The organism is Bacillus sp. NPDC094064, from assembly GCF_050279585.1.
GTDB lineage: Bacteria > Bacillota > Bacilli > Bacillales > Bacillaceae_G > Bacillus_A.
Window position 1 is genome coordinate 215054 of the sequence record NZ_JBNNUI010000003.1, and the last position, 15009, is coordinate 230062.

Genomic DNA, 15009 nt, shown 5'->3' on the forward strand with positions numbered 1-15009 from the left:
TTTTTATGCTTACAAAATTCTTATCGTTTTCCTTTTTCATAAGGAGTTCCTAACGCTTTCGGCGCTTCCGAACGACCAACAAAGCCAACAAGTGCTAATATTGTGAATACATATGGTAATATCGTTAAGAATACACTTGGAATTTCTTTTAGTACCGGAATTGTACCACCTGTTATTCCTAGTGATTGGGCAAATCCGAAGAACAGAGCCGCTCCAAGAGCACCGAGTGGATTCCATTTACCAAAAATCATGGCTGCTAATGCTAAGAAACCTTGTCCCGTAATTGTAGCACCTGAGAAGTTACCAGAGATCGACATAGCGAAGACCGCGCCACCAACCCCTGCAAACATTCCAGATATACAAACTGCAATATAACGCATTTTATATACATTAATCCCCATCGTATCCGCTGCCATTGGATGTTCACCAACAGCACGTAAACGAAGACCGAATGGCGTTTTATAAATAATATACCAAACGACAAACGCTAAAATAATGGCAATATATGATGTTAACGGTACATTTGAGAAAAAGATTTTTCCGATTACCGGAATATCAGAAAGACCCGGAACATCGATTTTTTCAATACGATATTGAATGAAATCAGTTTGTCCTTTGCCAAAGATTTTCTTAATCGCAAACACTGTTAAACCAAGAGCTAAGAAGTTAATCGCTACCCCGCTCACTACTTGATCCGCACGGAATGTAATGCATGCTACTGCATGAAGAAGTGCAAATAACCCACTACCAATCGCTGCAAATAATAGCGCGATCCAAGGAGTCATTGCTCCCCACGTATCCCCCATTAATAACGTTGTAACAACACCAGTAAATGCACCAAATAACATCAAACCTTCTAACGCTATGTTTACAACCCCAGAACGTTCACTGAACACTCCACCTAACGCCGTAAAAATAAGTGGCGCTGCCGTATATAACGTACCCGTCACAAGAATGGCTAAAATATCTAAAAAGCTCATTTATTTCCCCTCCTTGCTCATACGTGTAAGTGCCCAACGTAAAACATAACTGCACGCTACAAAGAAAATAATACATGCAATAATAACGTTAATTAACTCAGAAGGTACATCTGCTTCAAAATTCATTTGTGGGGCTGCACTTTTCAAACCACCGAACAGTAAAGCTGATAATAATATGCCAAATGGATTATTTCCTCCTAGAAGCGCTACCGCAATCCCATCAAATCCAATACCAGTAAACGAAGACATCGCCGTCATGTTTTGGAATGTACCAAGCCCTTCCATAGCACCACCAATCCCTGCAAATGCACCTGCAATCGTCATAGATAGTACAACATTTCGAGAAACTTTCATACCCGCATACTGAGAAGCATGTTGATTGAATCCAACAGATTTCAATTCGTATCCTAATGTCGTTCTGTCCAATAAGAACCACATAATAATTGCAACTAATATCGCTACGATAATTCCCCAGTGCAAACGAGAACCATCTGTTAAAGAAGATAACCATTCAGAAGATAAAGAAGCACTAGATTTTATATCATATGACTTCTCATTCGCCTCATGTAAAAAGCGCTTAATTAAATCATACGTCACGTAAAGTGCAATATAATTCATCATAATCGTTACGATTACTTCATTTACTTTAAATTTTCCTTTCAAATATCCCGGGATAAACCCCCATAGCCCACCAGCTATTGCCGCTACTAAAATTGACAACGGAATATGTAAAATTGCCGGTAATGATACTGCATATCCAAACCAAACAGCAGCAAGCCAACCGACTAATAACTGCCCTTCTACTCCGATGTTAAAAAGACCTGTACGGAATGCAAATGCTACAGAAAGTCCTGCTAATACAAGCGGAATCATCGTACGTAATGTTTCTCCAATTGCTTGTGGACTTCCAGCCATCCCTTCCCAAAGCGCTGCATACCCAACAATTGGATCATATCCACTAACCAACATTACAATGGCACCAACAAGTAAACCAAAAATAACGGATAATACAGGAACTAAAATATTAATTGTTCGCTCCGTTAAAAATTTTTTAGCCATTTGTATTCACCTTCTCTTTCTCCGTTCCGCCAGCCATCAACAAACCAAGCTGTTGTTCATTTGTTTCTTTTGCATCAACAATTGCTACAATTTTCCCTTCATATATAACTGCAACTCGATCACTTACATTTAAAATTTCATCCAGTTCTAGCGATAGAAGCAATACTGCTTTCCCCTTATCTCTTTGCTCGATTAATTTTTTATGAATAAATTCAATCGCACCTACATCTAAACCACGTGTTGGCTGTGCTGCAATTAATAAATCTGGATTACGATCCACTTCACGTGCGATAATTGCCTTTTGCTGGTTTCCACCAGATAGTGCGCGAGTTAACGTGTGTTCACCGGGTGTACGCACATCAAACTGTTCAATAAGCGCTTTTGCTTTTTGTGTGATTTGACTAAAGTTTAAAATCCCTTTCTTTGAGAACGGATTTTTATAGTACGTTTGCAAAACTATATTATCTCTAACAGAGAAATCAAGCACAAGGCCGTGTTTATGACGATCTTCTGGAATATGACCAATTCCTTCCTCTGTAATTCTTCGAACAGGCCAATTCGTTATTTCTTTACCTTTAATTGCAATAGAACCTGACTCAACTTTTCGTAAACCAGTAATTGCCTCTATTAATTCACTTTGTCCGTTTCCATCAATCCCTGCAATACCAACGATTTCTCCTGCACGAACAGTTAAGTCAAGGCCTTTTACAGCAGGTAATTGGCGTGCATCACGAACGACAATATTCGAAACAGATAGAACCTCTTCTTTCGGTTTAGCCTCTATTTTTTCTGTTTTAAAATTCACTTGACGTCCGACCATTAACTCTGCAAGTTTATGTTCATTCATTTCTGCAACGTCAACTGTACCAATTCCTTTACCTTTACGAATAATTGTGCAACGGTCGCAAACTTCCATAATTTCTTTCAACTTATGTGTAATAAGAATGATAGATTTTCCTTCTTGTACAAGTTTTTTCATAATTTGAATCAACTCATGAATTTCTTGAGGAGTTAACACCGCAGTTGGTTCATCAAATATTAAAATCTCCGCGCCACGATAAAGCGTTTTTAATATTTCAACCCTTTGCTGCATCCCAACTGAAATATCTTCAATCTTTGCATTTGGATCAACCGCTAAACCGTACTGTTCAGATAATTGTTTAATTTCTTTCGCAGCCTCTTCAACAGCAATTCTTCCTTTTTTCTTCGGCTCATTTCCAAGAATAATATTCTCTGTAACTGTAAAATTATGAACAAGCATAAAATGTTGATGGACCATCCCAATTCCAAGGTCATTTGCTATATTCGGATTTGTAATTTTCACAGGGTTTCCTTTAATTTTAATTTCGCCCTGTTCTGGTTGATACAAACCGAACAGTACATTCATCAACGTTGATTTCCCTGCACCATTTTCTCCAAGTAAAGCGTGTATCTCTCCCTGTTTTACTTGCAGCGTAATATCATCATTCGCTACAATGCCTGGGAATACTTTTGTAATATTGTTCATCTCAATTACGTATTCCATTTTGTTCCTCCTTCTAGCAGGGAACACTCCCCAATTGCAGTCTATTAAAGGTATTTTTATATATACAAAGGTTAGTTCTAAGAACTAACCTTTGCTATCTCTCTATTATTATTTCTTTAGAGAAGCTTCATATGCTTTATATTCTTCGTCAGTCGCAGGCACTTTAATTTCACCGTCAGTGATTTTCTTCTCAAACTCTTCTACTTTTGTTAAGATTTCTGGGTTTACTTTTTTCACATTGTCAGTTGATTTCGCGATACCAACACCATCATCTTTTAAACCAAACTCTTCTACTTTACCGCCTTCTAACTTACCATCTTTCGCTTCTTGTGCTACTTTTTCTACCGCAATATCAACGCGTTTTACCATTGAAGTTAATGTTACGTTTTCAGGCATACCTTCTTGATGTTGGTCACGGTCAACACCGATTACCCAAACATTTTCACCTTTTTTCTTACGGTTTTTCGCTTCTGTGAATACACCGTTACCAGTCGCACCTGAAGCATGATAAATTACGTCAACTCCACCACCGTACATTGCTGAAGCTAATACAGATCCTTTTTCTGGTTTGTCAAATGCATCTGCATATTGCGCTACAATTTCGATATTTGGATTTACTGCTTTCGCTCCCGCTTTAAAACCTGATTCAAACTTTGTAATTAATGGGCTCTTCACACCACCAATAAAACCAACTTTATTTGATTTTGTTGTCATTGCCGCTACAGCACCAACTAAGAATGAACCTTCATGATCTTTAAATGTAATACTTGTTACATTCGGTTCTTTTACAACAGTATCTACAATTGCAAATTGCTCTTTCGGATATTGTTTTGCAACCTTTTCAATTGAGTCTTGCATTAAAAATCCAATACCAAATGTTGTGTTATAGTGATCTTTCGCAAATTTTGTTAAGTTTGGAATATAGTCTGCATCTTTACTTGATTGAAGGTAACGATATCCTTCATTTTTCTTTAAATCGTTTTCTTTACCAAATTTCGTTAAACCTTCCCAAGCTGATTGGTTAAATGATTTATCATCAACGCCCCCAACGTCTGTAACCATACCAACTTTAAACTCTTTATCACCTTTTTTGTCGCTATCCGCTTTATCCGAATTACCACATGCACCTAAAACTGTACTTGCTGCTAACGTTAACGATAATAATAGACCTGTTTTTTTCTTCATACTAGAAACCCCTCCTAAAATAATAAATATATCTCTTTATTCTTACGCTGCCGTCCCTAACTTCTTGCTGTCACCTCCCTAAAATGGAACTTGCCTACATACGCTTTCTTAATACGTGGAAGCTAAACTTATCAGCTCTAAAGTAATTGATAGAGTACAAGATTGGTTCATCATTTTGATCATAATGCATTTGCTTTAAAACTAGCAGCGCCGTTTCAGGTTCACATTCTAAAATTGGTGAAATTTTCGGATGATAACCTATTGGCTCAATGTGAGCAACCGCGTACGTAATACGTTTGTGCGTATTATTATGTATAACAGTAAGCAACGATTCCTCATTGTATCCAGCTAAATCTGGTAAAATCTCTTTTGCCAGTTTATCAACGCAATATACAACTGGTTCTCCATCTGCTGTACGCACACGCTCAATCATTACTGCATTAAATCCATCTTCACAATTAAATTTCTCTTTTTCTTCTTCTGTTAAAGTTGTTGTAGATGATGATAAAAAGATTGTTCCCGGTGTTTTCCCCACACTAGAAATCATATCTGTAATACTAGAAAGTTGCTCAATTCCTGAAGAAAACAACGGTTTCGCATTTACAAATGTCCCCACACCGTGTCTACGAATAACAACATTTTCTTCCTCTAAAATACGCAGTGCTTCCCTTAAAGTTGCTCTACTTACGCCAAGTTCTTTCGCTAAATCAAACTCTGACGGTAACTTTTGTCTTTCTTTGTAAGCCCCATCTTTAATTTTTTCTTTAATGTGATCTATCACCCGTAAATATAGATGACGACTATCGGATTTTACTGACATAAGACTCCCCCGCATTTCAATTATTCGACCTCTGATGTAAGACTTCTTTTCTCTTTTTTCAACTTACAACATAGAAAATTACTCAATACTCCAAATAAGTACAATTGTCGAATAAATATTAATAATTTTTCAAGAATAAATTTTCACTCTTTACTCCATAAAAAAAACTTTGTACCATAAACATTCCTCATATCGAGAAAAAGTTCGGCACAAAGATTTCTTACATCCTTTGTTACACACTTTTCCCCTCATAGTCCAGCAATTCATGGTTGCTAGGTAGAAACTTATGGACCTTATCTCCAAGATTATATGAGGCAGTGATTCTTTTCGAAGTAATCTTACCACTTGCTCCCATACGTGTCAACAAAATTTAACATTTTTCTACATCGAATATCGAACATTTATAAAAATCATACTCATAGTATTCGTATTCTAAAGATACTACCAAAATGTAAGCCCTTTCTTTAGTGCTGACTATAGTATATAACAAAAATAGCATATAAAAAAGCCTAATTGTAAAAACAATTAGGCTTTTTTTAAGAACTTTTTTCTTGCACATCATTAATGAGTACTTCTCTCGGTTTACTACCTTCATAAGGACCTACTACACCGTTCATTTCCATTGCGTCAATTAAACGAGCAGCTCGCGTATAACCTACTCTAAATCTACGTTGCAACATAGAAACAGAGGCCGTTTGCATTTCCACTACAAGTTGAACTGCTTCATCATATAATTCATCTTCTACTTCCTGTTTTACATCAGGAACATCTTGCGGAATCATATCTTCTTGATATTGTGCTTTTTGCTGTCCAATAACATATTCTACAACTCTTTCAACTTCATCGTCTGATAAAAATGCACCTTGTACACGCACAGGCTTCGATGCACCAATTGGTATGAACAGCATATCCCCTCGACCTAGCAGCTTCTCTGCACCACCACCGTCAAGAATTGTACGCGAATCCGTTTGAGAAGATACAGCGAATGCAATACGCGATGGAATATTTGCTTTAATAACACCGGTAATAACATCAACTGACGGACGTTGCGTCGCGATAATTAAATGAATACCAGCAGCACGTGCCATTTGTGCTAAGCGCATAATTGCATCCTCTACATCTGAAGAAGCGACCATCATTAAGTCTGCTAGCTCGTCCACAATTACTACAATATAAGGTAATTCAGGTTGTTTTGCTTCTGATTGACTGTTGTGCTCTTTAATATAATCATTATATCCTTCAATGTTACGCGTGCCACTATGAGCAAATAATTCGTAACGACGCTCCATCTCACTCACAACTTTTTTCAAAGCCTGTGACGCCTTTTTCGGATCAGTTACAACTGGTGTTAACAAGTGCGGAACACCATTATATACATTGAGCTCTACCATTTTTGGATCAATCATCATTAATTTTACTTCATGCGGTTTTGCACGCATTAAAATACTAACAATAATACCGTTAATACATACACTTTTCCCACTACCAGTCGCACCAGCTACTAGTAAATGGGGCATTTTATTTAAACGAGCCAATACAGCTTCCCCTGTAATGTCTCGTCCAAGACCAATTAATAGTTTTTCTTCCGGATGATTATTAGCCTTAGAATCTAGAACTTCTCTAAGCGTTACCATAGAAACTTCCGAATTCGGAACCTCAATCCCTACCGCTGATTTCCCGGGAATAGGTGCTTCAATACGAATATCTTTCGCCGCTAATGCAAGCGCTAAATCATCACTTAAACTAACAATTTTACTTACCTTCACTCCCATATCCGGATATACTTCATACTTCGTAACTGCCGGACCTCTATGTACTTTGGTTACTTTCGCTTTCACACCAAAACTTTGGAATGTCCGTTCTAATTTACGAGCATTTTCATAAATCTCCGCATTTTCATTCGTCACTTGTTTATTTTTCGGAAATTTCAATATATCAAGAGGAGGAAGCTTATAGTCTTTATTTTCCACATTTAAAAATTGCATAGGAGGTGCTTGCGTTTCACCCTCTAACGATTCAACGATTTTTTCTCCACGTTTCTTTTGCGGTTGCTCTACTGGCTTAGACGGAGCTGGCTCTTCAATAATCGGTGAAGTAATTAAATCATTTTCTTCTATGCGCTCTTCTATCTCTTCGCTTACTGGATAATTCTCAGTAAAGTTTGAAATAATTGGCGGTCCAATTTCTATCTCCTCTACTGGTTCAATAGCTTCTTCTCGCTCCACAACACGTTCACGCCTTGTGCTTCTTGTTGTTTTTTTCTTTTCTGTTTGTTCAGCGGTTCTTTTGGATCTCCAATCTTTATAATCTCCTTGCATTACTTCAAATTGACTTCTAAGGATTCTACCAACCGGAGCTAACACTTCTCCAATATGTTTATTGGTTATACAAAGTATTCCAAGAATAACTAATATAATTCCAATAATATAGGCTCCTACTTCATCAAATAAGAAATAACATGTTGCGAACATAAGCGCACCAAACATACCACCACCTAAATGAACACTATCTGGTCCCTTTTTCATTTCAAGAAAGAAGTTATCTTTCGTGCTCACGATAACAGAAGTATTTTGCACTGCTCCATCTTTCGTAAGTAGGTTAAATAATGTAATATGACTAAACATTAATATCGCCAATACAATTAAATAAAATCCAATTAACCTTTTATTTAAAAGGTTCGGCCATCCACGTTTTATAACAAATGAAACCGATAAAGCTATTACACCTAACACACCAATTATGTACCACTCACCAAAGAAGAAGCGAAAAAATAACACAAACGATTTCCCTACAACACCTAGCTGTAAAATCGTAATGATTGAAAGTGCAAAAAGAGTTAAACCGACGATTTCATAATACAAAGTTGGCTTTATCGTACGTCTTGCTTTTGCCTTCGTCCCTCTTTGCTTTTGTTTTGCCATTTCTTCACCTCACGTTCTGCATATAAGAAAAACTTCCTTTTAAAAAAGCACTACTTATATACCTGTTTTCTCTATTTTTTCAGGTCTTTATATCTTCTATTTTTACACTTCCTGTAAAATGCTAAATAAACAGAAGAAAGCAGCCTACTCATGGCTGCTCAACCGTCTTGTTTTTTATATTATACCATAGCTTCTAAGCAAAATCCTTCTTTTTGCTAAAAGGTTATTTTCTGTCCAGGCTCATAATCTAAGTAGTCAAACGGATTCGTACTTAATACACGTACAACAGAATAACACCCATGTTCCTCTTCAGAAACCATTAATTCCACACCATTTACATTTATAATTTTTTGGCTTTCACACTGTGAATAATCGGCTGGATACACAAGTTGCTCTGGCATAATTGTATATAAAATCATTGTAACATTGTCCCTTCTGCATGCCCATCCATACGTGTATCTATTAATTCGTTCAATTTTCGTAGCGCACTGCCAATACCACCAACATCGTCTATAAGACCATATTTCACTGCATCCCCACCAATTACGTTCGTTCCAATATCCCGCGTTAAATTCCCCTTCGCAAACATCAGCTCTTTAAAACGATCTTCCGTTACTTTCGAATGCTTCGTCACAAATCGAATGACCCTTTCTTGCATTTTATCCAAATACTCAAATGTTTGTGGCACACCTATGACAAGACCTGTTAAACGAATTGGATGAATTGTCATTGTCGCAGTTTCCGCAATAAATGAATAATCGGTAGAGACAGCGATTGGCACACCAATAGAATGCCCCCCGCCTAAAACAAGAGATACCGTTGGTTTTGAAAGGGAAGCTACCATCTCAGAAATTGCTAGCCCAGCTTCAACATCGCCTCCAACTGTGTTCAATATTAAAAGTAACCCTTCAATTTTTGGATTTTGTTCAATCGCGACAATTTGAGGAATGATATGCTCATATTTTGTTGTTTTGTTTTGCGGAGGCAACTGAACATGACCTTCTACTTGCCCAACGATTGTTAAACAATGAATACGTGATTCATTCATTTGTGGTACATTTGTTTGTCCAAGTTGTTGAATTTTCTCTACTATCGAAGCTTCTTTCCCCGTTTCTTTTGGTTCAGCTTCTTTCTCTTCATTTGTATTACGCTCACGTTCTGTCATATCGCATCCCCTTTCACTCGTATATCACTATTATTTCTTAAGTTATAAATTTCATTCGATGGAGTTAAAAAAGAAAAAAGATCACCCGTAAAGGTGACCTTTTTTATACTTCCATAATAATCGGTAAAATCATAGGTTTTCTCTTTGTCTCTTCGTACAAGAACTGTCCTAATAATTCACGAATATTTTGTTTTAACATAGACCATTCAATCGAATACTCTTTAATTGACTGCTCAACAATCATGCGTACAATCTCTGTAGATCTGTCAATTAACGCTTCTGATTCACGAACATATACAAAGCCACGTGAAATAATTTCTGGACCAGAGATTATTTTCTTTTCATCTTTACCAAGTGTTACAACAACTACTAAAATTCCATCTTGAGATAACATCTTTCTATCTCGAAGTACGATATTACCAACGTCACCGACACCTAATCCATCAATTAATACATTACCAGCTTGTACTTTGCCAACTAAGTTTGCTTCATCGTCACCAAAAGCAATTACATCGCCTTTTTCTACGATAAAGATATTTTCTCTCGCAATACCTACATCTTCAGCTAAATATGCATGTGCTTTTTGCATACGGAACTCACCATGTACGGGTACAAAATACTTCGGTTTCATTAAATTTAACATTAGTTTTAATTCTTCTTGACTACCGTGACCTGAAACGTGAACTTTTCTTTCACCGTAATAAACAACTTCCGCTCCAGCTCTAAATAATAAGTCAATAATTTTCGATACAGAAATTTCATTACCTGGAATTGGAGAAGCCGCAATAATAACAGTATCACCTTTACGAATTGAAATTTGTTTATGCGCTTGCTTCGCCATTCTAGAAAGGGCTGCCATCGGCTCACCTTGACTACCTGTTGTCAAAATAGCTACCTTTTTCTCTGGGAAGTTATCTACTTCTTGCAGTGAAATAACCATACCCTCTGGAACATCTAAATAACCAAGACGTCTAGCAATATCTACTACTTTCACCATACTACGTCCCACTACTGCTACTTTTCTGCCCGTTTCAGCAGCCGCATCAAACACTTGTTGAATACGGTGTACATTCGATGCAAATGAAGCAACGATAATTCGACCTTCTGCACCGTAGAACACTTTAGAAATCTCTACGCCAACTTCTTTTTCCGAACCTGTATAGCCTGGACGCTCAGCATTTGTACTATCAGATAATAAGCAAAGTACGCCTTCATTTCCGATTTGCGCCATTTTCCCAAGGTCTGCTCCACTATTTCCAATTGGAGTTTGATCAAATTTAAAGTCTCCTGTATATACGACAGCACCTTTTGATGTATGGAAACAAACACCAACAGAATCTGGAATACTATGTGTCGTTCCAAAGAATGACACTGTTGTAGTATTAAACTCTACTGTTGAATTGGCGTCGATTGTTTTTAAGTCTACACGGCCTAACATGCCCGCTTCGCCAAGTTTTTCTTGTATAAGTCCTACCGTTAATTTCGTTGCATACACTGGAATTGATAATTTACGAAGTACGTAAACAATTCCACCAATATGATCTTCATGACCGTGAGTAATAAATAAACCTTTTACTCGCTCTTGATTTTCCACTAAATATGTAATATCAGGAATAACGATATCAATTCCAAACATTTCATCTCCTGGGAACATTAACCCTGCATCTACAATAAAAATTTCAGAATCAATTTCAACACAGTACATGTTTTTCCCGATTTCACCTACTCCACCAAGAGCAAATACTTTAACAGACTCATTCTCTTTTCTCTTCATGTTGTTGCCTGGTTTAAAAATCTTGCAAACACTGATTTCACTAAAATTGCAGAGACACCAGGGGAAACTCTACAACCACCATATATTCACCGTCCAAGACGAATGTCCTTACCGTTATGCGATATCATGTCCTTGTTTATTTTTTAAACCAGGTTTCACCTCTCTTTCATTATATAAATCAAATATCTTATTCGATATGATATGAAAATTTAACCAAATTATAATTTTTACCAATTTTGCTAAGCATACCCGTACTAAGCTACTTAGCCATATTATACCTGATACAAGAAATAGAACACAAGTGAAATCGTGAGAAAGGAGAGGCAAACATTTTCATGCCAATAAAAAATGACCTAGCTTCACACTAGGTCATTTTTTATTAACGAGGAATAGATTGCATAACAGACTGTAATGTTACTCTTTCTTCTTCTGTTAACGGAAGAAGTGGTAAACGTACAGAACCTACATCTAATCCTACCATTTGTAACGCTGTTTTCACTGGAGTTGGGCTTGGCGCCATAAATAATGAATCTGTTACTCTGACAAGTAATTGATGTAATTTTTGCGCCTTTTTGAACTCTCCTGCTTGGAATGCTGCAATCATTTCTTGCATTTCATTTCCGATAACATGAGATGCTACAGAAACGATACCTTTCGCTCCAACTGCCATAGCCGGTAAAGTTAAACCGTCATCACCGCTGTATACTGCAAAGTCGTCCGCTGTTTTTTCAATGATTGCTGTCATTGTCAACACATCGCCGCCTGCATCTTTAATCGCAACAATGTTTTCTATTTCTGATAAACGAACAACTGTATCAACAGAGATTTGTACAATAGATCGTCCTGGAACGTTATATAGCATAACCGGAAGCGGCGTGCTTTCAGCAATTGCTTTAAAATGCTGATACATTCCTTCTTGACTCGGCTTGTTATAATACGGCGCTACTAGCATTACTGCATCAACACCAACTTCTGTTGCCTTTTTAGTTAATTCAATAGAAGCATGCGTATTATTGCTACCTGTTCCAGCGATTACGGGCACCCTTTTATCGACAACAGATACGACATGGCGATATAACGCTACTTTTTCTTCTGAAGTTAATGTAGGAGATTCTCCTGTCGTTCCTCCTACCACGATTGCTGTTGTACCGTTATCAATTAAATAATTTACCAATTTTGTTGTCTTTGCAAAATCGATATTCCCGTTTATATCAAACGGAGTTACCATCGCGGTTGCAATTGTCCCAAAATCTATCATGGTCTCACTCCTTACTGTTCCAGTTGCTTTTCTTTTGAAAGCTCAAATGCACTATGTAATGCATTTACAGCCTCCACTAAATCAGTTTCTTTTACAAGAACCCAAATTGTCGTATGACTATCTGCTGATTGCAAGATTTGAATACCTTTTTCCGCTAAAGCTGTAACGATTTTCGCAGTAACCCCTGGGTATCCTGCCATTCCAGCTCCTACAATAGATACTTTTGCACAATGCTCTGTCACAATTGGCTCGTATCCAAGGTTCTTTAATAATTCAACTGCACGATTCGATACATTATCACTCACCGTATAAGCTACACCAGTAGGTGAAATGTTAATTAAATCGACACTGATTCCTTCGTTTGCCATTTCTTTAAACACATGCTGTTGCAAATCATATGCTGTTTCTTTTGCAAGCACTTTAATTTGCGTTACATTTGATACATGTGCGATACCTGTAACAGGACGTTCTTCTACATCACGGCCTTTTGTAGCACCGTCAGATGCTGAAATCAGCGTACCTTCACTATCAGAATACGTAGAACGTACACGAAGTGGTACTTTTGCATGCATCGCAATTTCAACTGCACGTGGATGAACGACTTTTGCACCTTGATATGCCATGTTACAAATTTCGTTATACGTTACAGTTTGAAGGTGACGTGCATCTTTTACGATACGAGGATCCGCAGTCATAACACCTTCTACATCTGTGAAGATATCAATATATTCAGCATGAAGCGCAACACCTAACGCTGAAGCTGAAGTATCACTACCGCCGCGTCCAAGTGTTGTCGTATCACCTTTTTTCGTTTGCCCTTGGAATCCTGTCACAACGATTACATCTACATCTTCTAACTCTTCATGTATACGATCACAATTCATTTCAATAATCTTAGCATTCGTAAAATCATCATTTGTTACAAAACCAGCTTGTGCACCATTTAATGCTGCTGCTTTTATACCGTTCTCATTTAACATGTTAGAGAAAACGATTGCTGAGATTAATTCTCCGCATGATAGTAATAAATCTTGCTCACGTTTAGAAATAGTAGATTCCTCTTGGTTTACAAGACTTAACAAAGTATCAGTAGCATATGGTTCACCTTTACGGCCCATAGCAGATACGACAGTAACTACTTTATAACCCGCATCTAGCGATTTTTTTATATGATGAAGCGCATGCTTACGTCCATTTTCATCACGTACGGATGTGCCACCAAATTTTTGAACAATAATTTTCATATTTTGCACCTTCTCTTAGCCGTTTACACTAATTGTAATTTTACTAAGCGCTCTGCAATTTGAACAGAATTCCATGCAGCGCCTTTTAATAAGTTATCAGATACGACCCAAAGATGGAATCCTTTATCGTTATTTAAATCTTTACGGATTCTTCCAACGAATACTTCGTTTTTACCTACTGCAGTAGCCGGCATTGGATATAATTGCTCTTCTGGATTATCTTGCAGAACAATACCTTCCGCATTTGCAAGTAAGTTCTTTAATTCTTCTACTGTTACGCCTTCTTTTTCTACTTCGATGTAAACAGACTCAGAGTGTCCTGATACAACTGGTAAACGTACACATGTTGCTGCTACTTCTAGTTCAGGCATATGCATAATTTTTTTCGTTTCATTAATCATTTTCATTTCTTCAAATGTAAATCCATTATCTTGGAATTTATCAATCTGCGGAATCGCATTAAAAGCGATTTGGAAATGCTTCTTGTCACCTGATACAGGTAAAACATTCGCTTTAACTTCTTCCCCATTTAAGATTGCTTGTGATTGTTCATGAAGTTCTTCAATCGCTGCCGCACCAGCACCTGATACAGCTTGGTATGTGGAAACGATTACTCGTTTTAAACCATATTGCTGTCGAACTGGCTCAAGAGCTACTACCATTTGAATTGTAGAACAGTTTGGATTTGCAATAATTCCATTATGTTCTTTTAAGTCGTTTTCATTTACTTCAGGTACAACAAGTGGCACGTTTTCTGTCATACGGAATGCACTTGTATTATCAACAACAATCGCACCGCGTTTTGCTGCTTCTGGCGCTAATTGTTTCGATACAGATCCACCAGCACTAAATAGCGCGATATCTACTCCTTCAAAACTTTCAGGAGTTGCCTCTTGAACTGTAAATTCTTCGCCTTTAAATACAAGTTTCTTACCTGCAGATCGTTTAGATGAAAGTAACGTTAATTTTCCGATTGGAAATTCTCGTTTCTCTAAAGTGTTTAACATTTGTTCACCAACTGCGCCGGTTGCTCCAACTACAGCGACATGAAAAGTTTTTTGCTTTTCCATCACTATGC

At 37.3% G+C, this 15009-nt stretch carries 12 protein-coding genes and 1 riboswitch; all 12 genes read right to left on the bottom strand.

All coding sequences use genetic code 11. The annotated features are described in order from the left end of the window. Nucleotides 1-20 precede the first annotated feature (20 nt). Nucleotides 21-980 carry an ABC transporter permease gene (locus tag ACQKNI_RS08860; RefSeq protein ID WP_088230079.1) on the bottom strand — a complete coding sequence of 320 codons (960 nt, stop codon included), beginning with the start codon at nucleotides 978-980 and terminating at the stop codon, nucleotides 21-23. Further along, complete coding sequence (locus ACQKNI_RS08865) at nucleotides 981-2039, bottom strand: ABC transporter permease (RefSeq protein WP_088230080.1); 1059 nt, start codon at nucleotides 2037-2039, stop codon at nucleotides 981-983. Beyond that, nucleotides 2032-3564 carry an ABC transporter ATP-binding protein gene (locus ACQKNI_RS08870; RefSeq protein ID WP_088230081.1) on the bottom strand — a complete coding sequence of 511 codons (1533 nt, stop codon included), beginning with the start codon at nucleotides 3562-3564 and terminating at the stop codon, nucleotides 2032-2034. The genes ACQKNI_RS08865 and ACQKNI_RS08870 overlap by 8 nt, the downstream gene beginning before the upstream one ends. 108 nt (nucleotides 3565-3672) lie before the next feature. Next, on the bottom strand, nucleotides 3673-4749 hold the full coding sequence (locus ACQKNI_RS08875) for a BMP family lipoprotein (RefSeq protein ID WP_088230082.1): 1077 nt from the start codon (nucleotides 4747-4749) through the stop codon (nucleotides 3673-3675). A gap of 94 nt (nucleotides 4750-4843) precedes the next feature. Then, a complete protein-coding gene (locus tag ACQKNI_RS08880; protein WP_088230083.1) occupies nucleotides 4844-5569 on the bottom strand; it encodes a GntR family transcriptional regulator in 726 nt (241 codons plus the stop codon). 231 nt (nucleotides 5570-5800) lie between these two features. Beyond that, a riboswitch (purine riboswitch) is annotated at nucleotides 5801-5902 on the bottom strand. A 203-nt stretch (nucleotides 5903-6105) separates the two neighbouring features. Next, nucleotides 6106-8490: a DNA translocase FtsK gene (locus tag ACQKNI_RS08885; protein ID WP_088230085.1), complete on the bottom strand. Its 2385-nt coding sequence runs from the start codon at nucleotides 8488-8490 to the stop codon at nucleotides 6106-6108. A gap of 215 nt (nucleotides 8491-8705) precedes the next feature. Continuing rightward, nucleotides 8706-8909 (bottom strand): YlzJ-like family protein, encoded by a 204-nt coding sequence (locus ACQKNI_RS08890; RefSeq protein ID WP_088230086.1) that lies wholly within the window; start codon nucleotides 8907-8909, stop codon nucleotides 8706-8708. Further along, nucleotides 8906-9655, bottom strand: coding sequence for a translocation-enhancing protein TepA (tepA, locus tag ACQKNI_RS08895; protein ID WP_088230087.1), 750 nt, complete (start codon nucleotides 9653-9655; stop codon nucleotides 8906-8908). Before tepA ends, ACQKNI_RS08890 begins: the two co-directional genes overlap by 4 nt. A 103-nt stretch (nucleotides 9656-9758) precedes the next feature. Further along, entirely contained in the window at nucleotides 9759-11429 is a 1671-nt protein-coding gene (locus ACQKNI_RS08900; protein ID WP_088230088.1) for a ribonuclease J, read from the bottom strand. A gap of 379 nt (nucleotides 11430-11808) precedes the next feature. Further along, nucleotides 11809-12687, bottom strand: coding sequence for a 4-hydroxy-tetrahydrodipicolinate synthase (gene dapA, locus ACQKNI_RS08905; protein ID WP_088230089.1), 879 nt, complete (start codon nucleotides 12685-12687; stop codon nucleotides 11809-11811). Nucleotides 12688-12698: 11 nt separating this feature from the next. After that, nucleotides 12699-13931: an aspartate kinase gene (gene dapG / locus ACQKNI_RS08910; RefSeq protein WP_088230090.1), complete on the bottom strand. Its 1233-nt coding sequence runs from the start codon at nucleotides 13929-13931 to the stop codon at nucleotides 12699-12701. A 23-nt stretch (nucleotides 13932-13954) separates the two neighbouring features. Next, the gene (asd, locus tag ACQKNI_RS08915) at nucleotides 13955-15001 is read right to left on the bottom strand and encodes an aspartate-semialdehyde dehydrogenase (RefSeq protein WP_000414855.1); all 1047 of its coding nucleotides are present in this window, start codon (nucleotides 14999-15001) and stop codon (nucleotides 13955-13957) included. Nucleotides 15002-15009: the final 8 nt, after the last annotated feature.